Consider the following 24,704-nt stretch of genomic DNA (forward strand, 5'->3'; position numbering starts at 1 on the left):
CGTTCAGGCGATGGCCGAGATGCCGAGGATCTCGCGCCCGACGATCAGCGTCTGCACTTCGGTCGTGCCTTCCGGAATGGTCCCGCCGCGGGTGTCGCGGAAGATCCGCTCGATCGGGTAGTCGGTGGCGTAGCCCAGGCCGCCGTGTACCTGCAGCGCCATGCTGGCCACCTCGTGGGCGGCTTCTGTGGCGTAGAGCTTGGCGATGGACGCGGCGGTGCGTGCGTCGTGGCCCGAGTCGAGCGCTGCTGCGGCGCGCAGGCCCAGGGCGCGCGCGGCCTCCACGCGGATCGTCATGTCGACGATCAGCTTCTGCACCAGCTGGAAGCTGCCGATGGGCTTGCCGAACTGCGTGCGCGTGCGCGCGTAGTCAATGGAAAGGTCGAGCGCCGACTGCGCGGCGCCCACGGCGCCCATGGCGATGTTCACGCGCGCGCTGTCCAGGCCGATCAGCATCTTCTTGAGCGCGCCGCCTTCCTCGCCCAGCAGGTTTTCGCGCGGCACCTTGACGTTGTCGAAGCCCAGCTCGGCCGTGCCGGTGCTGCGCAGCACCATCGTGTCGACGCGTCGCATCTCGTAAGGCGACACGTCGCGCTCGACGAGGAAAGTGGAGAGCTGGCCCTGGCAGTCGGGGCTGAAGGTGCGGGCCACCACGATGCCGAAGTCGCCGAAGGCGCCGTTGGTGATCCACAGCTTGCGGCCGTTGAGCACGTAGTGGTCGCCCTGCAGGTCGGCGCGGGTCTGTACCTGCGCGATGTTGGAGCCCGTGCCCGGCTCGCTGATGGCGCTGAAGCAGCGGCGCTCGTTGTTCAGCAGCGGCTTGAGGAAGCGCTCCTTCTGCGCGGGCGTGGCCTCGGCCGCGAGCTTGTTGATGGCCGCGTTGGTGATGTTGAGCATGGTGCGCAGCGAAAGCCAGGCATAGCCCGCTTCCTCCATCAGCATCGCCCAGGTGAGCTGGTCCAGGCCCATGCCGCCTTCTTCTTCCGACAGCCTTCCGCCCAGGTAGCCGAACTCCGACAGGGGCTTGAGCAGCTCGAAGGGAAAGGTCTTCTCCTGGTCGTGGCGCGCGACGATGGGGGCGACCTCGCTCTTCATGAAGCGGCGGATGCTGTCGCGCAGCATGGCTTGTTCTGCAGTCTGGGTGTACACGTTGTCTCCTGTTTGATGGTGATGAAGGTGGGCCGCGCTCAAGGCTCTGCGGGAGGCGAGGCCTTGGCGCCGCGGCGGGAAGATGAAGAGGCCGGCGAAGAAGCCGTTGAAGAAGAGGCCGCTGCCGTCGCCGGCTGCTCGCGCGTCGCGCCTTCGGCGGCCTGCTTGCGGAAGACGATGGCCTTGACCTCCTGCAGCGCCTCGAGGCAGCGCTCGCGCTGGTCTCGCATGCGATGGGTGAGCCCGGCCACCGACAGGGCCAGCGTCTCGCCGCCGATCTGGCCGGCGACCGCCACTGCGGTCAGCCCTTCGCTGCCTTCGTTCTCGACCCAGATCCAGCCCTGTTCGCGCGCACGTTCCACCTGCGCTTCGAGTTCGGACAGGTCGGTGAGCGTGCCCGAGGCCAGCACGCGCAGCGGCTTCAGGCGCAGCTGGCGCGCCGCCTCTTCCGGCGTGCCGACCGCGAGGATCGCCTTGCCGAGGGCGGAGACGTGCAGCGCGAGCTTGTCGCCCACGTGCTGCATGTAGCGCAGCGCGTGGCGGCCTTCGCTGAGCGCGATGACTTTCACGACGCCGTTCTCCAGCCGGCCGCACAGGCCGGTCTCGCCGGTGCGGTCGCGCAGCAGCTCGCAGGCCTCGGCACCCACGGCGTACAGCGGGTCGCTCGCGGAGATTTCCTTGGCAACGGTGAGCAGGCGCGCGGTTGGATAGAAGCGCCGGCTGCGCGCGGTGCGCAGCAGGTAGCCCAGTTCGTGCAGCGTGTGCAGCAGGTCGGAGCAGCTGCTCTCGGGCAGGTCCATGAGGCGGGCCAGGTCCGAGTTGGACAGCTCGCGTTTTTCGCGCGCAAAGACTTCGAGCAGGGTCATCGTGCGGGCGGCTGCAGGGACGATGGTTGGCATGAATCCTCCGATAGGTCGTAGAAGTTATCGATCATAGCTACGGGAGTCATGCATTTACCGGCGATTTCAGTTGAATGATTTCCTGGAAGAGGCAGAAAACACGGTTGTCAAACAACGATGGGTTGAAGTAGTCTACGTCTATTCGTAGAAAAAACGCAATCGAATAGCGTCACAAAACCCGGAGACAACCCTTGAAAACCTTCCTCAAAGCTCTCGTCGCTGCCAGCAGCGCGCTCCTCCTCGCCACTGCAGTGCATGCGGCTGGCGAAGCCGACGGCTGGCCTTCGAAGCCGCTGACCTTCGTCGTGCCGTTTCCACCCGGCGGCATCACCGACAACACTTCCCGCCTGCTTGCGCTGAAGCTGGGCGAGAAGCTCGGCCAGCAGGTGGTCGTCGACAACCGCCCCGGTGCCGGCGGCTCCATCGGCGTGGAGTACGCGGTGCGCCAACCGGCGGACGGCTACACGCTGATCTACGGCACGCAGGGCACGCACGCGGCCAACCTCGCGCTCTACAAGAACGTGCGCTACGACCCGGTCAAGGACTTCACGCCCGTGCACGGCATGTCGGAGTCGCCGCTGATCCTGGTGATCAACCCGAACAAGCCGTTCAAGACGGTGCCCGAGCTGGTGGCGTACGCCAAACAGAACCCCGGCAAGCTCAACTTCGGCTCGGCGGGCGCGGGCACGGCCACGCACCTGACGGCGGAGCTCTTCCAGACGACCGCGGGCATCAAGATGACGCACGTGCCCTACAAGGGCAGCAGCCCCGCGTTGACCGACCTGATCGCCGGCAACCTCGACCTGGCCTTCGACTACGCGGCCGTGGTGCTGCCCTTCGTGCAGTCGGGCAAGCTCAAGGCGCTGGCCGTGACCGGCAAGTCGCGCCTGGGCAGCGCGCCCGACCTGCCGACCGTCGCCGAACTGGGCTACCCCGGCGCCGAGTCGAGCGCATGGGGCGCCATGTTCGTCTCGTCGAAGACGCCCGCGCCCATCGTCAAGCGCCTTGCCGACGCCATGGCGGAAGTCATCGTGAATCCGGAAGTCCTGGCCGCCACCGAGAAGTTCGGCAGCGTGCCGATGCGCGGCATGCGCGGCGAGAAGCTCGACGCCTTCGTCAAGTCCGAGATGACGCGCTGGCGCGAGGTGGTGCAGAACTCCGGCGCCAGGCTGGAGTAGCACGCGCGCCGCACCCCCCCCCAACTCCTCTTTTTTTCGACAACCGGGAAATCCGTTTCTATGACCACTGACCTGCGTGGCCTGCAGCCACAGCATCCGACGCTCTACCAGCTCGCGCCCGACGGCGAGTCGCTGGAGTTCCTCTACGTGCAATGTCCGGCGTGCCGAAAGCTCGTCTTTCCCGCCAACGTGCCCGGCTGCAGCCACTGCGGCGATCCGCTGCAGGGCGCCGAGAAAGTGGCGCGTCCCGGCGGCGGCAAGCTGCTGGAGTACGTCACCCTGCACGTGCCACTGCTGCCCGGCATGGAGGTGCCGCGCATCGCCGCCGACATCCTCATCGAGGACGGGCTCGTCGAGGAGGGTGTGATCGCCGGCTCCGACGAGTCGGCCCTGCATGTCGGCATGGCGTTGCGTGCCGTCGCGGTGGCGCAGCCGGGCGGCGAGACTTTCGCCTGCCGCTTCGTTCCGGCTGAAGGAGCGGCGCGATGAGCAACTGGATCGACGACAACGAAGGCGTGTACGTGGCCGGCATCGGCATGCACGCGTACCAGTTCCCGAGCGAGATGCCCTACACGCACCTGGGCCTGACCGCGGTGCGCGCCGCGCTGGCGGACGCGGGCCTGGCCTGGCCGCAGGTGAACAGCGCCTACGTGGGCACCACCTCCATCGGCATGGCGGCCGGGCGCGTGATGCTGCGGCACCTCGGCTCCAGCGGGCTCGCGGTCACGCAGGTCGAGAATGCATCGGCATCGGGCTCGTTCGCTTTCCGGCAGGCGTGCATGGAGGTGGCGCGCGGTGTCAGCGACGTGGTGCTGGCGGTGGGCGTGGACAAGCACGGCGACGCCCGGCGCGCGGCCGACAAGGAAGGCCTCGCCCGGCTGAGCGAGACGGCCAACGTGCCTGCCGTGAAGTTCGCGATGATGGCCCGCACCTACCTGCGCGAACGCGGTGCGGACGCGGCCTCCATGGCGCAGGTGGCGGTGAAGAACCATGGCAATGCCGCCCGCAACCCGTTCGCGCAGTTCCGCAAGCCGCGCACCCTCGAACAGGTGCTTGCTTCGCCGGCCGTGGCCGGCGACCTGACCGTGCAGCAATGCTGCCCGCGCGGCGAAGGCGCCGCGGCCGTCATCGTCGTGTCGGGGCGCGCGCTGCGCCGTCTGGGCCTGGACGCTTCTCGCTGCGTGCGCGTGCGCGCCTCGACCGCGTGCAGCGAAACACCCGAGACCTCCTACGGTGCCGCGGCGGTCGACCTCGTGCGCGCCAGCGCCCGCGCGGCGCTCGAACAGGCGGCGATTCCCGCAAGCCGGCTGGACCTGCTGGAGCTGCACGACGCCTTCTCGGTGGAGGAACTGCTCTACAGCGAAGCCATCGGCGTGTGCGATCAGGGCGAGGGTGCCGCATACCTGCTGCGCGGCGACTCGCGCATCGGCGGGCGCTGCGCGATCAACGCATCGGGCGGCCTCATCGGCATGGGCCATCCGCTGGGCCCCACCGGCATCGGCCAGATCGCGGAGATCACGCGGCAGCTCCGCGGCGAGGCCGGCGACCGGCAGCACGCAGGTGCCGGCTGGGGCATGGCCCACATGATCGGGCTCGGGTCGGTGGCCATCGCGCACGTCTTCTCCGGCGCCAACGCATGACGGCGCAAGCAACCGAAGGAAGCACCATGTCCGAAGAAAACAACCGGCCCGACCACGTCGAACTCTCGACGCTCACCTACCGCGTCGAGGGACACGTGGCCGTCGTGACGCTCAATCGGCCCGACCGCATGAACACGCTGGGCGGCACCATGAAGCCCGACCTCGCCCACGTGTTCTTCGAGCTGGCCCGCGCCGACGCGCGCGTGCGCGCGGTGGTGCTCACGGGCGCCGGCGAGCGCGCCTTCTGCGCCGGCGCCGACATCAAGGAACGCGCCGACCACCAGATCTGCGCCACCGACTTCTTCGTCGCCCAGAAGGCGACGCACGACCTGTTCCGCGGCATCGAGGAATTCGAGAAGCCCACGCTCGCGGCGATCAACGGCGTCGCGCTCGGCGGCGGCCTCGAACTGGCGCTGTGCTGCGACCTGCGGCTGGCGGCCGACCATGCACGGCTGGGCCTTCCCGAAGTGAAGCTCGGCGTGCTTCCCGCAGCGGGCGGCACGCAGCGGCTGCCGCGGCTGATCGGCGAGGCGCGCGCCAAAGCGCTGATGTTCACGGCCGCGCAGATCGATGCGGCCAAGGCCCTCGACTACGGCCTGGTCACGCAGGTGCTGCCCGGCGCCGAACTGCTGCCGGCCGCCATCGCACTCGCGCAGCAGATCGGCGAGATGCCGCCGCTGGCGGTGCGCTTCGTCAAGCGGGCCGTCAACCGCGGCATGCAGACCGACCTGGACAGCGGCCTCGAGTACGAGCGCTATGCCGCGGCCATGCTGGTGGACAGCGAGGACCGCAAGGAAGGCATGCGCGCCTTCGTCGAGAAGCGCAAGCCCGTGTTCCAGGGGCGCTGAGCCCCGTCCGCATTCCCCATCCATTCAAAGCAAGCAAGCAATCAAGGAAACACACATATGAAACTCGGTTTGGACTCACAGGTCGCGCTGGTGACCGGCGGCGGCCAGGGCGTGGGCCGGCAGATCTGCATCGAACTCGCACGCGAAGGCGCGCGCGTCGTGGTCAACGACCTGTTCCCCGAGCGCGCGCAGGCCGTGGCGCGCGAGATCGAGGCGCAGGGCGGCAAGGCGTTGGCAGCGCCCGCCGACATCACGCAGGCCGAGCAGGTGCAGGCCATGGTCGATGCCGCCGCGCGGCACTTCGACGCGCCGGTGCAGATCCTCGTGAACAACGCCGGCATCATTCCCGAGCGCCGCGAGAAGGGCGGTCGCACGCCGGCCTTCGTCGACATGCCGGTGGCCGACTGGGCCAAGATCGTCAACCTCAACGTGTATGGCACCTTCCACTGCTGCCACGCGGTGCTGCCCGGCATGGTTGCGGCCAAGCGTGGGCGCATCGTGAACATCATCTCGGAGGCCGGCCGGATCGGCGAGGCCAACATGGCCGTGTACTCCGGCGCGAAGGCCGCCATCGCGGGCTTCGCCAAGGCTTTGGCGCGCGAGCACGGCCGCCACGCGGTCACGGTCAATTCGATCGCCCTCGGCGCGGTCTCGCACGAAGGCATCAAGGACGGTCCGCTGCATCCCGACGCAACAGTGCAGAACAACGAACTGCTTGCGAAGATGGTGAACCTCTATCCGATCTCAAAGGGCGTCGGACGGCTGTCCAGGCCGGACGACGTCTCCGGCCTGGTCGCATTCCTGGCATCCGATCGCGCGTTGTTCGTCACTGGCCAGACGATCGGGGCATCGGGCGGTTTCGCGATGATTTGAAGTGGTTGCCGCAAACAGCGCTCATCCCTATGCGGTCCTCTATCTGGATGGCTTCCAGGCCGAGACCGCCTGCAGGAAGGCGCGCGTTTCGGCATAGGGCTCATCGCGGCCCGGCGGCATGTAGCTGAGCTTCACGACCACCGTGCGGGTGGCCGGGTCGACGTACGTGTACTGGCCTTGCAGCCCAAGGGCGTAGTACGCGCCGGTGCTCGGAAAGGTCCACCACTGGTAGCCGTATCCGCCGTTCGGCGAGTCGCTGCCGGGCACCGAGGCCGTCGCCGCCTTGACCCACTTCTCGGGAATGATCTGCTTTCCGTTCGCCCGGCCATTGTTCAGGAAAAGCAGTCCCAGGCGCGCCCAGTCCCTCGCGGTTGCATTGAATCCCGCCCCGGTGAACTCGCGGCCCACGCCCGGGCCGCCGTCCATGATGAAGAAGCCGTTGCTCTCCGCGCCCAGGGGCTCCCACAGTTTCTCGCTCATGTAGCCCGCAAAGGTGGTGCCGCTGACGCGTTCGACCAGCCAGCCGAGCACGGCCGTGTCGATCGTCTTGTAGGCGAAGTGGCTGCCCGGCGGATGCGCACGCCCGATGGTCGTGGCGACATCCGCGAAGCGCGAGGTGTTTCGCACGAGCGACGACATGTGGTTGCTCGCCGCGATGCCGGGATTCTGGAAGTCGTACCGCTCCTCGTAGTCCACTCCGGACCGCATCTCCAGCACCTGCCGGATCGACACGTCCCTGTAGGCGCCGCGCGCGAGCTCGGGGAGGTACTTGACGATCGGATCCTCGATCGAGGCGATGCGTTTCTCCTCCAGCGCGATGCCGACCAGGGTGGAGACGATGGATTTCGTCATGGACCAGCCCATGAACCGCGTGCTGTCGTCGCAAAGGTTGCGGTAGTTCTCGTAGACGATGGCGCCGTCCTTGATGACCACAAGGGCGTTGGTGTAGGTGCGGTCGAGGAAGTCCTCCGGGGTGCGGGCGGCGCCTGCGAACTCGTAGCGGAAGTTCAGCGGCGCGTCGTTGCGCGGAATGGCCCATGTCGCGCGCCGGTGGGTGACTTCCCGGGTGTCGAAGATCCGGTCCATCGAGCGGAAGGTCAGCGCGTTGATGCCCGGGTTCAGCATCTGCCAGCGCACTTCCTGGAGCGCGACGGGAACAGAAGAAACCGGCGCGCCCGCGGGCGGGGGCGGCATCGGTTGCGAATGGGCGGCGCAGGCAAGCAGTGCCAGGCCGCATGCGGTTGCGAGTCCGCGCGCTCGCAGGCTGGCGGCCATGGTTTGGAAGCCGAGTCTCATTGGCGAATTCCTTGGGTGTAGTGCCCGCTCTCGCAGGCTGAGCTTTGGAGCCGGCAGCGTAGCGAGCGGCCTTCGCGGTCAGGCCTCTGCAAATGAGGAGGGGCGGGAAACTACGGGGCTTCGCGCGTGCCAGAGCCCAGGGCGGACAGAAGCTCGATCTTGTTGCGCACGCCCAGGGCGGCGTACACGTTGCGCAGGTAGGTGCGCACTGTCGCGGGGCTCAGATCGAGCCGCTCGGCAATCTCCTTGTAGGAGCGGCCCTCGGCGTACAGGGTGGCGGCCCGGCGTTCGCGCGGGGCGAGTGGATCGCCGGGGCTTCGGTCTTCGAGCACCAGCGCGAGCAGGCGACCGCAGGGCGCGATCGACAAGCGATCCGAGCGGCCCATCGCGACGGAGCACGGCGCCTGGCGGGCCAGGTCCGCGATGTCGGGAGGCAGCATCGTTCCCTGCCAGTCGGGATGGGCCCGATGGAGGACCTGCCCCAGCCTTGCGCCCAGGTAGAGCAGGCGGCCTGCGCCATCGGCGAACGCATACGCGCTCCACGCGCGGCCCGGCACGGCGCCTTGCAGGCCGTCGAGCACATCGCGCCAGTGCTGCACGAGGTGGCGCGTGAACTCGCCGAAGATGACGGCCTCTTCATCGCGGAAAGCCGAGTCGGCACCGCGGCGGTAGATCGATACGAAGAACAGCAGCCCGCTCGCCGGCAACTCCAGCGTGATCGCCATGGCGTGATGGAGGCCGTGCCGCTTGCAGAACGCGTCGACCGTGCTCCCCGGCGCATGCCTGCCGTCGCCCGAGCCGCCGCGCAGCACCACGCCGCAGTGTGCAATGGACGCACTGGCGAACTCGTCCGCGTCGGCGAGCGCATTCCACTCCTGCGCGAAGCTGGCGCTCAGCCCGATGCTGCCGTGCAGCCAGTTCCTGGGCGGGCTGCCGTCAGAGCCGGGCGAGACTTCTCCCCACCATGCCGAGTCGAAGGGAACCAGGCTTTTCAGCACCAGAAGGGCCTCGCGGTGGATGTCCTGCGCATTGCCGGAACGAGCGAGGGTGACCAGGGCCAGAAGGCACATCCCGAAATCCCTCAGGGTGGCCAGGCCGGACTCCGCCGGTACGCTCTCCAGCGTGCGCATGGTGGATGGGGCTTGCGCGGTCATGCGGGCGAAACCGGGTGTTGGTCGGAAAAAGTGTATCTGCCAAGACTGCGGGGCTTCTTGCCGGATACGTCGAGCGCGCGGCCAGCCGGCGGCCTCGGCCGGTCAGGGCGCGAACACCTCCGGATGGGTATGGCGCCAGGCGCCGATGCAGCCGATCAGGCAGACGGTGTGGCTGATCATCGTGCGCTCGCGCTCCTGGCCGGCGAACGTGATCGCGATGTTCAGGTGTTCTTTGCGCCAGGCCAGCACCCTGCCGGAGAACCCGGGCCGCTCATGCTCCTCGTCCAGGTCGGGTGGGCCGTGCGCGTCGATGCAATCCTGCGGCGTCGAGCCGATGGCGAGGCCCATAGGAAGAGGGCCGGAAAACGGCGCCTTGATCCTGTCGTCCGATCCGGGCGCGAGAAGCTCCACGGAGCCGACGATCCATGCTTCGTCCTCGGGGTGGTTCGATCCCGTCAGTCCGTTCAGTTTTTGCGCCTGGTAGATGTCGATGCGCACGGACGCCCTGGGTATCCAGATGATCTCCTCGCTCGAGGAGAAGGCACCCGGACCGGAAACCCTCTTGACGCCCAAGGAGCCCAGTACCTCGCGAACCTTCTTGCTGTCGAAAGGCTGGCCGATCATTGCGACCAGCCGTTCTGATATTTCTTTCACTCGAGAGACCTCTGCTTCGTACGTTGCGATGGGCCGATGCCCAAGAGACGGCGCGGCATGATAGGTGATCGAGCCATGCGGGAGCTTCGGGGTCGGGCGCAAAGCCATGACAAGATGGCCGCGGCCCGGCCGACATCGGCGGATCCAGTCTTTGCCAAAGGTCGAGGCAGGCGCGCAGCCCCGGCCAAGGTTCCGCGGAACGTGGCGATGACTGCGCAAGAATCGGGCGTGACCGAGTCCGCCCTTCTTTCTTCGCACCCCCATGTCTCAGCCTCACGCGGCGTCCACCGAACTCAAGGGATTCATCCTCACCCGCCACTGGCGTGACGCACCCGCCGGCACCGAGATCGAGTACTGGCTGGCCACGGATGCAGGACCGGTGAAGGTGCTCCTGACCTCCCAGGCCTGCGTCGCGTTCGTCGCCGCCCGGCACCGCGCGGCAGTGGAGGCGCAGCTTGCCGCCATGCCAGGGATGGAGATTCGCGAGCTCGACCTGAAGACCTTCGGGCAGGAACCCGTCGTCGGTGTCTATGCAAGGCACTTCCGGCAGCTGGGCCGGTTGGCGCGTGCGCTGCAGCCGCAAGGCGTTCCTGTGCTCGAAGCGGACGTGCGTCCGCACGACCGCCATCTCATGGAGCGCTTCATTACCGCCGGCGTGCTGGTGGAAGGAGGGCGGGCAGGCCGCGCCACCGTCGTCGACGGCAAGCTCAGGCCCGCGCCAGAGTTCCGCCCGGCGCTGAAGGTGGTGTCGCTGGACATCGAAACCAGCCAGCACGAAGCGCTCTATTCCATTGCACTGGACGGCCTTCCGCAGCGCGTGGTCTTCATGCTTGGCGAGCAGCCATCCGGGCGGGATGAGCCTGCGGACTTCTCTCTCGTCTATTGCCCGACCCGCAAGGCCATGATCGAGAAGCTCAACGAATGGTTCGAGAGGAACGATCCGGACGTCATCGTCGGCTGGAGCGTCATCCAGTTCGACCTGCGGGTGCTGCAGAAGACGGCCAACGACTGCGGGACGCAACTGCTTCCGGGACGGGAGCGAGGTGCCATCGACTGGCGCACCCATCCGGGCAAGCAGGGCTATCTGTTCGCGTCAGTGGCTGGGCGGGTGATCGTCGATGGCATCGAGGCACTGCGGGCCGCGATGTGGAGCTTTCCTTCCTTCAGCCTGGAGAGCGTCTCGCAGGCGCTGCTCGGCGAAGGCAAGGCCATCGGCGACGAGTACGACAAGATGGCCGAGATCGAGCGGCGCTACCAGGAGGACAAGCCCGCGCTCGCGCACTACAACATCCGTGATTGCGAGCTCGTCCTGCGCATCTTCGAGAAGGCGAAACTGCTGCAGTTCGTGCTGGAACGAGCGCAGACCACCGGCCTGCAGATCGACCACTTCGGCGGCTCCATCGCGGCGTTCAGCCACCACTACCTGCCTCGCATGCATCGCCTGGGCTACGTGGCGCCGAACGTGGGCGAGATCCCGAGCAAGGCCTTTCCCGGGGGCTACGTGATGGACTCGAAGCCGGGCTTCTACGACTCCGTCGTGGTGCTGGACTACAAGAGCCTCTATCCCTCGATCATCCGCACCTTCCTCGTCGATCCCGTGGGCCTGGTGGAAGGCACCGGTGCCGGCGCCGCCGAGCCGGTCGCGGTCGTGCAGGGCCCCCAGGGAACGACCTTCTCGCGCACGAAGCACTGCCTGCCGGAGATCGTGACCACGCTCTGGCGCGCGCGCGACGAGGCCAAGCGGGCCGGGAACGAACCGCTGTCGCAGGCGCTGAAGCTGCTGATGAACTCGTTCGCCGGCGTGCTGGGCGCGTCGGAGTGCCGCTTCTTCAATCCCAAGCTGGTGTCGGCCATCACTCTTCGGGGCCACGAGATGATGAAGCTCACGCGCGAGTTCGTGGAACGCCGGGGCTACGAGGCCATCTACGGCGACACCGACTCCATCTTCATCTGGCTCGGGCGCACCCACACCAACGAGGAGGCGCATGCCGTCGCGGCGGGCCTCGTGAAGGACATCAACGGCTGGTGGACGCGCACCCTGCGCGAGACGCACGGACTCGAGAACTTCCTCGAGATCGAGTTCGACACCCACTACAGCAAGTTCTTCATGCCCACCATCCGCGGCTCCGACGTGGGCAGCAAGAAGCGCTATGCCGGCCTGGGCAAGGACGCCGCGGGCAAGGAGGAAATGATCTACCGCGGCCTGGAGATGGCTCGCAGCGACTGGACCCCACTGGCGCGGCAGTTCCAGGAGGGGCTGCTATCGCGCATCTTCCGCGGCGAGCCCTACGAGGAGTTCGTGAGGGAGTACGTGCGCTCGACGCTGTCGGGCGGCCAGGACGAGCTGCTCGTCTACAGGAAGCGCCTGCGCCATCGCCTGGATGCCTACCTCGTCAACGTGCCGCCGCAGGTGCGCGCCGCGCGCCTGGCCGACGAGCACAACGACCGGCTTCATCGGCCCAGGCAGTACCAGAACGGCGGCTGGATCCGGTACGTCATGACGCGCAACGGTCCGGAACCGATGGAGGCCCTCCACTCCCGGATCGACTACGACCACTACCTGAGCCGGCAGTTGCAGCCGATCGCGGATGCCATCCTGCAGCCCATGGGAGAGAGCTTCGCGGCCCTGACGAGCTCGCAGCAGCATCTTTTCTAGCCCGGCAGAGGGGGTCAGTCGCCGGGTCTTCTCAGGTTTTCAGCAACGAGCCCCGAAAGCAGACGTGCTTGCGGACGTCTGCAGCCTGCCGCTACCGCAGTGCGACCTCGGCTCCATCGGCGGCCACCATGACGCCGGGCGAAGCTTCGTCGATCTCGATGCGCACGCCCATGTGTTTCGTCGCGCTCATGTCCCGCTCGCCCGGAATGGTCATGAGCTCCAGGCAATGGACGTATTCGGCGCGCAGTGCCGGGCTCAGCACGAACTTCTGGGGATAGGCGTTGTTGTTGGCTCTCCAGTGCTCGGAGAGCTTTTCGGTCATCTGCAGGTAGAGGGTGGTCATCCGGGGATTGTCGCGGCGCCGCGGCCACCCGGATTCAGCTCAATAGCACTGGAACAGCACACCCTGCTCCGCGGGTGCCCTGCCAAGCCAGCGCGGCGTCTTGTCGCGCGCATCGCAGTAGTCGGAGGCCTGGACATAGGTCATGGCGCGCAGCACGCCTTCGCGGACTTGCATCACTTCATTGGGTGGGGTCGAGCAGCCGGCCAGGACCAGGAGAGCAAGCGGAAGCAGTGTGCGCCAATTCATCGGGGCATTCTAAGACCGCGGATCGTTGGAGCTGCGCCCGCGCTCGGGGTAGAGATACTTGAAGTATTCGCCGGAGCGGCCGAACAGCTGCCGCGCCAGCTGGACCGGATCTTCACCCTTGTGCTTCTCGTAGAGCACGGGCCCCCAGATGATGAAGCCGTCGATGCTCAGGCTCTTCGGGGAGGGCTCGATGGCCTTCCACGCATGCGCGAACTTCGAGATCCAGGCCAGCGCATCCTTGAGCGCATGGTTGGGTGGGGCGGGCGTTTCTTCGGTTGGGGGCATGGCGTGCATCCTTGCTGAAAAGGCTGTACAAATATACAGTAAACTATGCCCATGGAAAACAAGCTGTTCACAAACGGGCCTGGCGGCTCGACGACTGTCCGGCATGTCCATCCGGTTTTCTGATTTCTCCTTGACGGGTAAACCGTCCCCCGCCGGTCAACCTGAGCGGGGGCCTTGATGCATTGCCAAGCAGATAGGCATTTCAAGCCCAGCCTCGTGCTGGGCTTTTTTTTGCAGGTGGCACCCGTGTGCGGCCCCGTGAAGCCGCGCTTCTTTTTGCCTGGGCGCAAGGCTATAGTCGGCAGGCACTGTCACATTGCAGTCACTGCAATCTCCCGCTCTCGCCCGCCTGCCCAGATCCCGAAAAGGACGCCCGTGCCGGATTCCCTGACCTCCGAGTTGACCAGCTACTACGACACGGTGCCCTATGACTCGCATCCGTTCCCGCAATCGGCGATGGAGCACCTGGAAGCGCTGGCCTTTCTCTTCGGTCTCGACGTTCCCCCTCCCGCAACGGCCCGCGTGCTCGAACTCGGCTGCGCCGCCGGCGGCAACCTGATTCCCTTCGCGGCACGCCATCCCCAGGCGCGCGCGGTCGGCGTCGACCTGTCGACCGTGCAGGTGGCGCAGGGCATGGCGGCCATCGCGCGTGCGGGGCTCTCGAACATCGAGCTCAGGGCTTTCAATCTCGCGGACATCGATGCCTCGTTCGGCCAGTTCGACTACATCGTCTGCCACGGCGTCTACAGCTGGGTGCCGGCCCCGGTGCAGGAGGCGATCCTGCGCATCTGCGCCGAAAACCTCGCACCGGACGGCGTTGCCTACGTCAGCTACAACGTGTACCCCGGCTGGAAGGCCCGCGAGATCGTGCGCGACGCGATGATCCTGCGCGGCGGCCCCCGCGACTCTCCCGACGAAAAGCTCTCCTATGCCCGCGGCATGCTCGACTTCCTCGAGCAGTCGGCCCGCGCCGACAGCGTGCTCAAGAAGACGCTCGAAGAGGCGATGCCCATCGTGCGCAACGCCAACAGCTCCTACCTGCTGCACGAGTTCCTCGAACCCTGCAACGCGCCGTGCTATTTCAAGGAGTTCGTCGCGCGCGCGGAGGCCTGTGGCCTTGCCTATCTTTGCGATGCCGAGCCGTCGACGATGTTCGTGCAGAACTACGGCGAGAAGGTGCGCGATCCGCTGCTGCGCGAATGCGGCGGCAGCCAGGTGCTCATGGAGCAGTACCTCGACTTCCTGGTCAACCGCACGTTCCGGCAGACGCTGCTGGTGGGGCAGTCGCATGCCAGGGACATCCGCTACAAGCTGCAGCCCGGGCGCATCCGCCAGCTCGAACTCGCCGGCATGTTCAAGACCGAGGACGGCACCGCGCTCTCGCTCGACGCGCGCGAGCAGCCCTGCAATGCGCAGCGCGGCCTCAAGGTCACGATGCGGCTGCCGGTGCACAAGGCGGTGGCGCATCTGCTCGACACGCGCTATCCGGCCTCGATGTCCGCCGGGGCCCTCATCGGGGCAGTGGCCGGGCTGGTGGGGCAGCCCGTAGCGGCGGTCGAGCCGGCCGTGATGGCCATGGTCGAGGAGCTGCTGATCCTCGGCGCCTTGCGCTTCAGGCGCTCGCCGGTGCTCACGGCCGATGCGATTTCCAGCCTGCCCCAGGCGCTTTCCGCGGTGCGGGGCTCGGTGGCCCTGGTGGCGGGCGCCAGCGTCACGGCCAGCACCTGCAACCAGTGGCACGAGCACGTGACGGTGTCGCTGCTCGAACGCAGCCTGCTGCCGCTGCTCGACGGCACCCATTCGCACGAGGCGCTGGCAGAGCATCTCGAAGCCGAGGTGCGCAGCGACCGGCTGCGCTTCGTCAAGGACGACAAGCCGCTGACCGACCCGGCGGCCGTCCGGGAGTTCGCGCGCCAGCAGGTCGCGATCGCGCTCGACGCATTGCGCCGCAAGGCGCTGCTGACGGCCTGACCCTATCGATCGGCAAGACACACACATCAGATTCTTCAACACGCTCTAGAGGAGACTTCAACATGCAACAAATCCACTGGACTCCCAGGCTGAGGGGCGCCGTCGCGGCGGTGCTCGCGCTGGCCGCGGCCGGCGCGTCGAACGCCGCTTCTGTGGCGCCCGTCGCGGCCGAGAACGGCATGGTCGTGAGTGCCCAGCACCTGGCCACCAAGGTCGGCGTCGACGTGCTCAAGCGCGGCGGCAACGCGGTCGATGCGGCGGTGGCCGTGGGCTATGCGCTGGCGGTGGTCTACCCCGCGGCCGGCAACCTCGGCGGCGGCGGTTTCATGACCGTGCAACTGGCCGACGGCCGCAAGACCTTCCTCGACTTCCGCGAGAAGGCACCTCTGGCCGCCACGGCCAACATGTACCTCGACAAGGACGGCAACGTCATCAAGGGCCTGAGCACCAAGGGCCACCTTGCCGTGGGCGTGCCGGGCAGCGTCTCGGGTATGGAATACGCGCGCGAGAAGTACGGCACCATGAAGCGCGGCGACCTGCTCGCCCCGTCGATCCAGCTGGCAGACAAGGGCTTCGCGCTGCAGCAGGGCGACATCGACCTGCTCGCCACCGCCACGGCCGACTTCAAGGAAGACCCGGCCACGGCCGCCATCTTCCTGAACAAGGGCGAGCCCTACAAGGTGGGCGACAAGCTGGTGCAGAAGGACCTGGCCAAGACCCTGCGCGAGATCAGCGCCAAGGGGACCGACGGCTTCTACAAGGGCTGGGTCGGCAATGCCATCGTGGCCTCCAGCCAGGCCGGCAAGGGCCTGATCACGCAGGCCGACCTCGACCAGTACAAGACGCGCGAAATGGCTCCCGTGGAGTGCGATTACCGCGGCTACCGCGTGGTGTCGGCGCCCCCGCCGAGCTCCGGCGGCGTGATCATCTGCGAGATGCTCAACATCCTCGAGGGCTATCCGCTCAAGGACCTGGGCTACCACTCGGCACAGGCCGTGCACTACCAGATCGAAGCCATGCGCCACGCCTACGTGGACCGCAACAGCTACCTGGGCGACCCCGACTTCGTGAAGAACCCGCTGGAGCGCCTGCTCGACAAGGGCTACGCCGAGAAGATCCGTGCCGTCATCGATCCGAAGAAGGCCGGCGTCTCCAAGGACATCAAGCCCGGCGTCGCGCCGCACGAAGGCAGCAACACCACCCACTACTCGATCGCCGACAAGTGGGGCAACGCGGTCTCGGTGACCTACACGCTGAACGACTGGTTCGGCGCCAAGGTCACGGCCGCCAAGACCGGCGTGCTGCTGAACGACGAGATGGACGACTTCACCTCGAAGGTGGGCGTGCCCAACCTCTACGGCCTGGTGCAGGGCGAGGCCAACAAGATCGAGCCGGGCAAGCGCCCGCTGAGCTCCATGAGCCCGACCATCGTGTCCAAGGACGGCAAGCCGGTGATGGTGGTCGGGACCCCGGGCGGCAGCCGCATCATCACTGCGGTGATGCTGACCATGATCAACGCCATCGACTACGGCATGAACGTGCAGGAGGCCGTGGACGCGCCGCGCTTCCACCAGCAGTGGCTGCCCGACGTCACCAATGTCGAGACCTACGCGCTGAGCCCCGACACGCGCAAGATCCTGACCGACATGGGCCACAACCTGGGCGTGCCGCAGCCGGCCAACCACCTGGCGGCGATCATCGTCGGCGCTCCTTCGCTGGGCGGCAAGCCGGTGGGCAACAACCGCTTCTACGGCGCCAACGACCCCCGCCGCAACACGGGCCTGGCGGCAGGGTACTGATCCTGCGGCAAACTCGAAGGCGGTCGTGCCCTGGTGGCGCGGCCGCTTTTTTCTTTTCCCATGCATCTGCAAGACATCCTCTACACCCAGGGCTTCGGCACGCGCCGCGTGTGCGCGGGGCTGGTCCAGCAAGGCCACGTGAGCATCGGCGGCGAAGTGGTGGACGACCCGTTCGCCGACCTGGAACCCGAAGGACTCCACTACATCGTCCAGGGCACCCCGTGGGAGTACCACGAGAAGGCCTACCTGATGCTGCACAAGCCCGCCGGCACCGAGTGCTCGCAGAAGCCCTCGACCTATCCGAGCATCTACACGCTGCTGCCGTCACCGCTGCGGCTGCGGCCCAACAAGGGCGCGGTGCAGGGTGTGCAGGCCATCGGCCGGCTCGACCAGGACACCACCGGCCTGCTGCTTCTGACCGACGACGGCCAGTTCATCCACAAGATGGGCTCGCCCAAGCACCACGTGCCCAAGGTCTACGAGGTGACGGCCAAGCACCCGGTGGACGAGGCGCAGATTGCGAAACTGCTGGCCGGCGTGGTGCTCGACGACGATCCGAAGCCGGTACGCGCCGCCGCCTGCGAATCCGACGGCCCGCTGCACCTGCGGCTCACCCTCACCGAGGGCAAGTACCACCAGGTCAAGCGCATGCTGGCCGCGGTCGGCAACCGGGTGGAGGGGCTGCACCGCTCGCGCATCGGCGAGCTGGCGCTGCCTGCCGAACTCGCGCCCGGGCAGTGGCGTTGGCTGACCGCCGAAGAGGTGGCGGGCCTGCGTGCGCCGGCCAAACCCGCCAAGGCGTTGAAATAGAAGGGAAAAACGCAAGGAAAACGCTGAGAAACGGGGGAAAAGGGCACGGTCCCGGTCAGCCAGTCTTAAGGGCCGGCCGTTAACATTCCGAACTCTCTCCCGGAACATTCCCTTGCGACTCCCAGCCCGACCGAATGGCCGCCTCGCGGCTTTCCTGCTTGCCTGCATGACGGCCTTCGCGGCCCATACCGCCGCCGCAGCGCCAGAACCCCCTCCGATCTTCGTGCTCAACTCGCTGGACGCGAACGTGAGCGTGATCAATCCCGTCGACTGGACGGAAAAGCAGCGCATTCCCACCGGCAAGGAGCCGCACCACATCTACATGACGCCAGACGAGAAGTCGGTCATCGTGGCCAATTCGGCGGGCGACTCGCTGACCTTCCTGAACCCCCGCACGGCGGAAGTGCAGCGCGTGGTCTACGGCATCATCGATCCGTACCAGCTGCAGTTCTCGCGCGACATGAAGTGGTTCGTCACGGCGGGCAACCGCCTGAACCACGTCGACGTCTACCGCTGGGACGGCAAGGACCTGAAGCTGGCCAAGCGCATCGCCAGCGGCAAGACGCCCAGCCACATCTGGATCGACAACACCAGCACCATCGCCTACGTGACGATGCAGGACAGCGACGAGATGATCGCCGTCGACCTGCCCACCCAGACCATCAAGTGGCGCACCGCCACCGGCGCCATGCCGGCCGACATCTTCGGCGTGCACAACGACAAGACCCTGCTCGTGGGCCTCACCGGCAGCGACGGCGTGCAGGTGTTCGACGTGGCCGGCGCCGAGCCGAAACTGGTCGGCAAGATCCCCACCGGCAAGGGCGCCCACGCCTTCCGCTCGGCCGGCGACGGCAAGACCGTGTTCGTGAGCAACCGCGTGGCCAACAGCATCAGCCGCATCGACCTGGCGACGCTGAAGGTGGTCGCCACCTACCCGGTGCCCGGCGGTCCCGACTGCATGGACGTGTCGGCCGACGGCAAGACGCTCTACGTGACGTCGCGCTGGGCCAAGAAGCTGAGCGTGGTCGACCTGGCCAGCAACAAGGTCGTGCGCCAGGTCAACGTCGGCCGTTCGCCTCACGGCGTGTGGACGCTGGACCATGCCAGGCGCATCTAGGCGCGCCGGCCTGGCCGTCGCGGCTTCCATGGTCGCGCTGGCGGCGGTGCCGTCTCCCGGCGCCTGGGCGGCGCAGGAGCCCCCCGCCTGCGAAAAGCCCGTCTACCTGACCTTCGACACCGGCCACATGGGCATCGCGCCTCTGGTGGCCGACGTGCTCAAGCGGCAGGACGTTCGCGTCACCTTCTTCGCCGCCGCCGAGCGCACTCAGACCGACGGCGACAGCCTCGACGACCACTGGGCGCCGTGGTGGAAGGCGAGGGCGGCCGAGGGCAACGAATTCGGCTCCCACACGTACGACCACGCCTATTGGCGCGCCGACGTGAAGGGTTCGCCGCCGTCCTTCCGCATCAAGCCCTCGGCCGGCCCGCAGAACGGCAAGGAATCGACCTGGAGCGCGGCCGAGTACTGCGCCAACATAAAAAAGGCTTCCGACCGGCTGGCGGCGGTCACCGGAAAGAAGCCACTGCCGCTGTACCGCGCTCCGGGCGGCAAGACCTCGCCCGCGCTGCTGGCTGCGGCCGAAGGCTGCGGCTACAAGTACGTGGGCTGGGCGCCCGCCGGCTTTCTCGGCGACGAGCTGCCGAGCGAGAAATTCAGCAACGCGAAGCTGCTCACGCAGGCGCTGGACACCATCCGCCCCGGCGACATCCTGCTGGCGCACCTGGGCATCTGGTCGCGCAAGGACCCGTGGGCGCCGGCCAACCTCGAGCCGCTGATCGTCGGCCTGAAGGCCAAGGGTTTCTGCTTCCGCACGTTGCGCCAGCATCCGGACTTCAAGGCCTGGATCGCCTCCCATCCCTGAACGACTGAACGACGAGTTTTCCTGACCGTGATCGACTGGCTGACAGACGCCTTTTCCGCCATGCAGGGCTGGTTCTTCGAAACCGCCGTGCAGCCGCTGGTCTACGCCGTGGGGCTGGGCGGCTGGACCGAGGACGCCTTCGACGCCACCGGCTGGCTGCTGGTGGGCATGATCCAGATCCTGGTGCTGCTGGCCATCATCGGGCCGCTGCAGCGCTGGCGTTCGGCGGAGCCGGTGGTCGACCGCCACGCGATCCGCATCGACGTGCTCTACACGCTGATCCACCGGCTGGGGCTGTTCCGGCTGGCGATGTTCTTCACGCTGCAGCCCTTCTTCGACGACGCCATGGGCGTGCTGCGCACGGCGGGGTGGGGCACTTTCCACCTCGACGAGGTGTGGCCGGGCGTCACCGACATTCCCTGGGTTGCCTTCGCCATCTACCTCGTGGTGCTCGATTTCGTGGGCTACTGGATCCACCGGGGCCAGCACCAGTTCAACTGGTGGTGGGGGCTGCATTCGCTGCACCACTCGCAACGCCAGATGACGATGTGGAGCGACGACCGCAATCACCTGCTCGACGACATCATCCACGACGCGCTGATCGTCATCGTCGCGCAGCTCATCGGCGTGGCGCCGGGGCAGTTCATCGCCTTCGTCGCCTTCACCCAGCTCAGCGAGAGCCTGCAGCACGCCAACCTGCGGCTGAGCTTCGGCGCCATCGGCGAGCGGCTGTGGATCAGCCCGCGCTTCCACCGGCTGCACCACAGCATCGGGCTGGGCCACGAATCGAACGGCCCCACCACCCTCGGCGGCCACAACTTCGGCGTGCTGCTGCCTTGGTGGGACATGCTCTTTCGCACCGCCAACTTCGATAACCGCTACGACCCGACGGGCATCCGCGACCAGGTGGAGCCCCGTGCCGACGGCCGCGTGCGCGACTACGGCCGCGGCTTCTGGGCGCAGCAATGGCTGGGACTGAAGCGAATGGTCGGTCGCGGTTGAGGGGCTCCGGGCCCTGAACCGCGTGCCCGAGGCGTTATCCTCGCTGCCTCATGCGCCTGCTCCTCGACTCCTTCTGGCGCGCGGTCGCCTATTGCATGCTGCCGCGTGTGATCGTGCTGTCGCTGCTGCCGCTGGGGCTCATGATCGTGCTGGCCGCGGCGCTGGGCTACTTCTACTGGGACGCGGCCGTGGTCTGGACGCGCGGCGCGCTCGACGCCTGGCCGCTGCTGTCGAGCTTCTGGTCGTGGCTCGGCCGCCTCTTCTCCGGCGACGTCACTTCCGTGCTGGCATCGCTGGTCGTGGTGTTCGCCGCCACGCCGGTGATCGTGGTGGTCTGCCTGCTGATCGTGGCCGGTTTCATGGCTCCCGCGTTGACGAAGCTGGTCGGCGAACGGCGTTTTCCGGGGCTGGAGCAGAAGAAGGGCGCTTCCTTCCTCGGCAGCGTGGCGCGCTCGCTGGCCGCCACCGTGCTGGCGGTGATCGCGCTGGTGGTGTCGATGCCGCTGTGGCTCATTCCTCCGCTGGTGCTGATATTGCCGCCGCTGATCTGGGGCTGGCTCACCTACCGCGTGATGAGCTTCGACGCACTGGCCGAGCATGCCAGCCCCGAGGAGCGCGCCGCGCTCATCCGAGCGCACCGGGTGCCGCTCTTGTGCATCGGCGTGCTGTGCGGCTACCTGGGCGCCGCGCCCAGCATCGTCTGGGCGTCGGGCCTGCTGTTCGCCGCCGCCTTCTTCGTGCTTGTGCCGATCGCCATCTGGATCTACACACTGGTTTTCGCCTTCTCGGCGCTCTGGTTCGCCCACTACTGCCTCGACGCGCTCGCGCAGCTGCGCGCCCGGCGCGCGGCGGCGGAAGCATCCGCGGCCGGCGGCACGCCCGCCATCGAGGCCGATGAAGCCAGCAAGGCCGCTCTTTCCCAATGGGGTTCTCCATGACTCGCGCATTCGGTCTCATCGTCGTCGGCGACGAGATCCTCTCCGGCAAGCGTGCCGACAAGCACATGTCCAAGGTCATCGAGCTGCTCGCCGCCCGCGGCCTGCAGTTGGGCTGGGCCGAATACGTGGGCGACGAGCCCGCCCGCATCACGGCGGCGCTGCAGCGCGCCTTCGCCTCGGGCGACGTCGTCTTCTCGACCGGCGGCATCGGCGCCACGCCCGACGACCACACCCGCCAGTGCGCGGCCAGGGCGCTGGGCGTGCCGCTGGCGCTGCACCCCGAGGCCGAGCTGCTGATCCGCGAGCGCATGCAGGACACCGCGCGCGAGCAGGGCGTGCCCTACGAGCCCGACCGGGCCGACAACGTGCACCGGCTCAACATGGGCGTGTTTCCGCAGGGCGCCACGCTCATATACAACCCGTACAACAAAATTCCGGGCTTCAGCGTGGGCGACGTGCACTTCGTGCCGGGCTTTCCCGTCATGGCCTGGCCGATGATCGAATCGGTGCTCGACGGGCGTTACGCCAGCCTGTTCGCCAGCAACGCGGTTGCCGAGAAGTCCGTGATCGTTTTCGGTGCCATGGAGGCCACGCTGACCCCCCTCATGGAAGCCATCGAGGCCGCCCACGCCGGCGTCAAGGTGTTCAGCCTGCCCAGCGTCGACCACCCGACCTACGGCCGCCACATCGAACTGGGCGTCAAGGGCGACGCGGGCCGGCTCGACGCCGCCTATGCCCAGCTCATCGAAGGCCTGCACACTTTTGACGCCAAGCTCGGCCCCGAATTGGTGCGATAAAAATTAATGCACCAAAATAGTGAATTTCCGCCTTCATTTGGGTTCCATGGCGGCCATCGAAGCCTCATCCGGCGAGGCGACAATGGCACAGAAACTGCATCCCACGTCCCTGTATTCCTAACCACCATCCAACTCAGGAGAAACTGATGGCAAAGACCGTCGCCGATGTACTCAAGCTCGTCAAGGAAAACGAGGTCAAGTTCGTCGACTTCCGCTTCACCGACACCCGCGGCAAAGAGCAGCACGTGACCGTGCCGGTCTCGGCTTTCGACGAAGACAAATTCACCTCGGGCCACGCATTCGACGGCTCGTCCATCGCCGGCTGGAAGGGGATCGAAGCTTCGGACATGCAGCTCATGCCCGACCCGAACACCGCCAACATCGATCCGTTCTTCGAAGAGACGACGATGATCCTGACCTGCGACGTGATCGACCCCGCCGACGGCAAGGCCTACGAACGCGATCCGCGCTCGCTTGCCAAGCGCGCTGAGGCGTACATGAAGGCATCGGGCCTGGGCGACACCGCCTACTTCGGTCCGGAACCCGAATTCTTCGTCTTCGACGGCGTGCGCTGGAAGAACGACATGTCGGGCTGCTTCGTGAAGATCGAGTCCGAAGAAGCCTCGTGGAACACCGACAAGGAGTTCGAGCACGGCAACAGCGGCCACCGTCCCGCGGTCAAGGGCGGCTACTTCCCGGTTCCCCCGGTCGACAGCTTCCAGGACATGCGCTCGGAAATGTGCCTGGTGCTCGAATCGCTGGGCATCCCGGTCGAAGTGCATCACCATGAAGTGGCCAACGCCGGCCAGCTCGAGATCGGCACCAAGTTCAGCACGCTGGTGCAGCGCGCCGACTGGGTCCAGCTGCAGAAGTACGTGATCCACAACGTGGCCCACGCCTACGGCAAGACCGCCACCTTCATGCCCAAGCCCGTCGTCGGCGACAACGGCTCCGGCATGCACGTGCACCAGTCGGTCTGGAAGGACGGCAAGAACCTGTTCGCCGGCGACGGCTATGCAGGCCTCTCGGACTTCGCCCTGCACTACATCGGCGGCATCATCAAGCACGCCCGTGCCCTGAACGCCATCACGAACCCCGGCACCAACAGCTACAAGCGCCTGGTCCCCGGCTTCGAGGCTCCGGTGAAGCTGGCCTACTCGGCCAAGAACCGCTCGGCATCGATCCGCATTCCGTTCGTGGCCAACCCGAAGGGCCGCCGTGTCGAAGCGCGCTTCCCCGATCCGCTGATGAACCCGTACCTCGGTTTCGCGGCCCTGCTGATGGCAGGCCTCGACGGCGTGGAAAACAAGATCCATCCGGGCGAAGCCGCCAGCAAAGACCTGTACCACCTGCCGCCGGAAGAAGACGCGCTGATCCCGACCGTCTGCCACAGCCTCGACCAAGCCCTGGAAAACCTGGACAAGGACCGTGCGTTCCTGACCAAGGGCGGCGTGTTCACCGATGCCTACATCGACGCGTACATCGACCTGAAGATGCAGGAAGTCACGCGCTTCCGCATGGCGACCCATCCGGTCGAGTTCGACATGTACTACTCCCTGTAATCGGTTCCCCCCAGACTGCATGCGCCTTCCTCACGGGAGGTGCAGGCCTGATGGGTCATGAAGGACGGCTCGGCCGTCCTTTTTCTTTTGGGCGGAACATCTGGTCACTTTTGCCGTCGAATTGCACGAAAATGCGCCTTTGTCGCCGCTCTCCACCGATACACATGAAGACTGCTTCCCTCATTTTCCTGGCTGGTTCATTGGTCGCGTTGCCGGCGCTTTCGCAGGAGCGCGTCTGGCGCTGCGGCAACGAATACACGAACAACTCCACCATCGCGCAGCAGAAGGGCTGCAAGGTGATGGAAGGCGGCAACGTCACGGTGGTGCAGGGCACGAGGGCTTCGGGCGGCGGTTCCGCATCTTCCTCTTCGGGCGGTGGCTCCTCGGCGGCGCGTTCACCGGCCGGCAGCCCCCGCGTGGAAGGCGTCGACCAGCGTGCCCGTGACGGCGAGGCGCGCGCGGTGCTCGAGGCCGAGCTCAAGAAGGCCGAGGCGCGGCAGGCCGAGCTGCAGAAGGAATACAACAACGGCGAGCCCGAGAAGCAGGGCAGCGAAGGCCGCAACTACCAGAAATATCTGGACCGCGTCGCCGAGATGAAGGCCGAGCTGGCGCGCAACGAGAGCGACATCGCCGGCATCCGCCGCGAGATCGCCCGGCTGCCCGCCAAGCAGCCTCAGTAAGA

The 24,704-nt window shown here is 66.9% G+C and carries 24 protein-coding genes; 16 read left to right on the plus strand and 8 right to left on the minus strand.

All coding sequences use genetic code 11. The features are described 5' to 3' along the window. Window positions 1-3 precede the first annotated feature (3 nt). The gene (locus ABL838_RS09325) at window positions 4-1,122 is read right to left on the minus strand and encodes an acyl-CoA dehydrogenase family protein (protein ID WP_126024642.1); all 1,119 of its coding nucleotides are present in this window, start codon (window positions 1,120-1,122) and stop codon (window positions 4-6) included. A gap of 65 nt (window positions 1,123-1,187) precedes the next feature. Continuing rightward, complete coding sequence (locus tag ABL838_RS09330) at window positions 1,188-2,048, minus strand: IclR family transcriptional regulator (RefSeq protein WP_126024515.1); 861 nt, start codon at window positions 2,046-2,048, stop codon at window positions 1,188-1,190. Between the two features lie 191 nt (window positions 2,049-2,239). Here ABL838_RS09330 and ABL838_RS09335 point away from each other — a divergent pair, with 191 nt between their 5' ends. Genes ABL838_RS09335 through ABL838_RS09355 form a run of 5 tightly spaced genes read left to right on the plus strand, consistent with a single transcriptional unit; the run spans window position 2,240 to window position 6,587 of the window. Continuing rightward, window positions 2,240-3,226 carry a Bug family tripartite tricarboxylate transporter substrate binding protein gene (locus ABL838_RS09335; RefSeq protein ID WP_184635847.1) on the plus strand — a complete coding sequence of 329 codons (987 nt, stop codon included), beginning with the start codon at window positions 2,240-2,242 and terminating at the stop codon, window positions 3,224-3,226. Window positions 3,227-3,286: 60 nt separating this feature from the next. Then, on the plus strand, window positions 3,287-3,715 hold the full coding sequence (locus tag ABL838_RS09340; RefSeq protein ID WP_418125125.1) for a Zn-ribbon domain-containing OB-fold protein: 429 nt from the start codon (window positions 3,287-3,289) through the stop codon (window positions 3,713-3,715). Continuing rightward, window positions 3,712-4,866 (plus strand): thiolase family protein, encoded by a 1,155-nt coding sequence (locus ABL838_RS09345; RefSeq protein WP_418125126.1) that lies wholly within the window; start codon window positions 3,712-3,714, stop codon window positions 4,864-4,866. Before ABL838_RS09340 ends, ABL838_RS09345 begins: the two co-directional genes overlap by 4 nt. Before the next feature lie 26 nt (window positions 4,867-4,892). After that, window positions 4,893-5,714: an enoyl-CoA hydratase/isomerase family protein gene (locus ABL838_RS09350; protein ID WP_418125127.1), complete on the plus strand. Its 822-nt coding sequence runs from the start codon at window positions 4,893-4,895 to the stop codon at window positions 5,712-5,714. 57 nt (window positions 5,715-5,771) lie between these two features. Continuing rightward, window positions 5,772-6,587, plus strand: coding sequence for an SDR family NAD(P)-dependent oxidoreductase (locus ABL838_RS09355; protein WP_418125128.1), 816 nt, complete (start codon window positions 5,772-5,774; stop codon window positions 6,585-6,587). A gap of 39 nt (window positions 6,588-6,626) precedes the next feature. Here ABL838_RS09355 and ABL838_RS09360 read toward each other — a convergent pair whose 3' ends face one another. The 3 genes from ABL838_RS09360 to ABL838_RS09370 all read right to left on the minus strand — a co-directional run bounded on the left by ABL838_RS09360 (window position 6,627) and on the right by ABL838_RS09370 (window position 9,661). Next, window positions 6,627-7,883 (minus strand): serine hydrolase domain-containing protein, encoded by a 1,257-nt coding sequence (locus ABL838_RS09360; RefSeq protein ID WP_418125129.1) that lies wholly within the window; start codon window positions 7,881-7,883, stop codon window positions 6,627-6,629. A 110-nt stretch (window positions 7,884-7,993) separates the two neighbouring features. Beyond that, entirely contained in the window at window positions 7,994-9,037 is a 1,044-nt protein-coding gene (locus tag ABL838_RS09365) for a helix-turn-helix transcriptional regulator (RefSeq protein WP_418125130.1), read from the minus strand. Between the two features lie 102 nt (window positions 9,038-9,139). Then, window positions 9,140-9,661: a hypothetical protein gene (locus ABL838_RS09370; RefSeq protein ID WP_418125131.1), complete on the minus strand. Its 522-nt coding sequence runs from the start codon at window positions 9,659-9,661 to the stop codon at window positions 9,140-9,142. A gap of 292 nt (window positions 9,662-9,953) precedes the next feature. Here ABL838_RS09370 and ABL838_RS09375 point away from each other — a divergent pair, with 292 nt between their 5' ends. Continuing rightward, window positions 9,954-12,347 (plus strand): DNA polymerase II, encoded by a 2,394-nt coding sequence (locus ABL838_RS09375; protein ID WP_418125132.1) that lies wholly within the window; start codon window positions 9,954-9,956, stop codon window positions 12,345-12,347. Window positions 12,348-12,438: 91 nt separating this feature from the next. Here ABL838_RS09375 and ABL838_RS09380 read toward each other — a convergent pair whose 3' ends face one another. The 3 genes from ABL838_RS09380 to ABL838_RS09390 all read right to left on the minus strand — a co-directional run bounded on the left by ABL838_RS09380 (window position 12,439) and on the right by ABL838_RS09390 (window position 13,221). Then, window positions 12,439-12,690 (minus strand): hypothetical protein, encoded by a 252-nt coding sequence (locus tag ABL838_RS09380; protein ID WP_126024524.1) that lies wholly within the window; start codon window positions 12,688-12,690, stop codon window positions 12,439-12,441. 39 nt (window positions 12,691-12,729) lie between these two features. Next, window positions 12,730-12,864, minus strand: a complete 135-nt coding sequence (locus ABL838_RS09385; protein ID WP_256228313.1) for a hypothetical protein — start codon at window positions 12,862-12,864, stop codon at window positions 12,730-12,732. Window positions 12,865-12,945: 81 nt separating this feature from the next. Beyond that, the gene (locus ABL838_RS09390) at window positions 12,946-13,221 is read right to left on the minus strand and encodes a hypothetical protein (RefSeq protein WP_126024525.1); all 276 of its coding nucleotides are present in this window, start codon (window positions 13,219-13,221) and stop codon (window positions 12,946-12,948) included. Between the two features lie 375 nt (window positions 13,222-13,596). Here ABL838_RS09390 and ABL838_RS09395 point away from each other — a divergent pair, with 375 nt between their 5' ends. From ABL838_RS09395 to ABL838_RS09440, 10 genes are all read left to right on the plus strand, one after another. Continuing rightward, window positions 13,597-15,192: a methyltransferase regulatory domain-containing protein gene (locus ABL838_RS09395; protein ID WP_369659009.1), complete on the plus strand. Its 1,596-nt coding sequence runs from the start codon at window positions 13,597-13,599 to the stop codon at window positions 15,190-15,192. Window positions 15,193-15,254: 62 nt separating this feature from the next. Beyond that, window positions 15,255-16,991, plus strand: a complete 1,737-nt coding sequence (gene ggt, locus ABL838_RS09400) for a gamma-glutamyltransferase (protein ID WP_418125133.1) — start codon at window positions 15,255-15,257, stop codon at window positions 16,989-16,991. Window positions 16,992-17,051: 60 nt separating this feature from the next. After that, complete coding sequence (locus ABL838_RS09405; RefSeq protein ID WP_418125134.1) at window positions 17,052-17,801, plus strand: pseudouridine synthase; 750 nt, start codon at window positions 17,052-17,054, stop codon at window positions 17,799-17,801. Window positions 17,802-17,913: 112 nt separating this feature from the next. After that, a complete protein-coding gene (locus tag ABL838_RS09410; RefSeq protein WP_418125135.1) occupies window positions 17,914-18,918 on the plus strand; it encodes a YncE family protein in 1,005 nt (334 codons plus the stop codon). Next, window positions 18,902-19,723: a polysaccharide deacetylase family protein gene (locus ABL838_RS09415; protein ID WP_418125136.1), complete on the plus strand. Its 822-nt coding sequence runs from the start codon at window positions 18,902-18,904 to the stop codon at window positions 19,721-19,723. Before ABL838_RS09410 ends, ABL838_RS09415 begins: the two co-directional genes overlap by 17 nt. 27 nt (window positions 19,724-19,750) lie before the next feature. Next, on the plus strand, window positions 19,751-20,725 hold the full coding sequence (locus tag ABL838_RS09420) for a sterol desaturase family protein (protein ID WP_184635868.1): 975 nt from the start codon (window positions 19,751-19,753) through the stop codon (window positions 20,723-20,725). A 50-nt stretch (window positions 20,726-20,775) separates the two neighbouring features. Then, on the plus strand, window positions 20,776-21,663 hold the full coding sequence (locus ABL838_RS09425) for an EI24 domain-containing protein (protein ID WP_126024532.1): 888 nt from the start codon (window positions 20,776-20,778) through the stop codon (window positions 21,661-21,663). After that, window positions 21,660-22,460 carry a competence/damage-inducible protein A gene (locus ABL838_RS09430; protein ID WP_418125137.1) on the plus strand — a complete coding sequence of 267 codons (801 nt, stop codon included), beginning with the start codon at window positions 21,660-21,662 and terminating at the stop codon, window positions 22,458-22,460. Before ABL838_RS09425 ends, ABL838_RS09430 begins: the two co-directional genes overlap by 4 nt. 146 nt (window positions 22,461-22,606) lie before the next feature. Beyond that, on the plus strand, window positions 22,607-24,022 hold the full coding sequence (glnA, locus tag ABL838_RS09435) for a type I glutamate--ammonia ligase (RefSeq protein WP_126024534.1): 1,416 nt from the start codon (window positions 22,607-22,609) through the stop codon (window positions 24,020-24,022). Window positions 24,023-24,186: 164 nt separating this feature from the next. Beyond that, window positions 24,187-24,702: a hypothetical protein gene (locus ABL838_RS09440; RefSeq protein ID WP_184635873.1), complete on the plus strand. Its 516-nt coding sequence runs from the start codon at window positions 24,187-24,189 to the stop codon at window positions 24,700-24,702. Window positions 24,703-24,704: the final 2 nt, after the last annotated feature.

The organism is Variovorax sp. 160MFSha2.1 (assembly GCF_048305075.1).
Lineage (GTDB): Bacteria > Pseudomonadota > Gammaproteobacteria > Burkholderiales > Burkholderiaceae_C > Variovorax > Variovorax guangxiensis.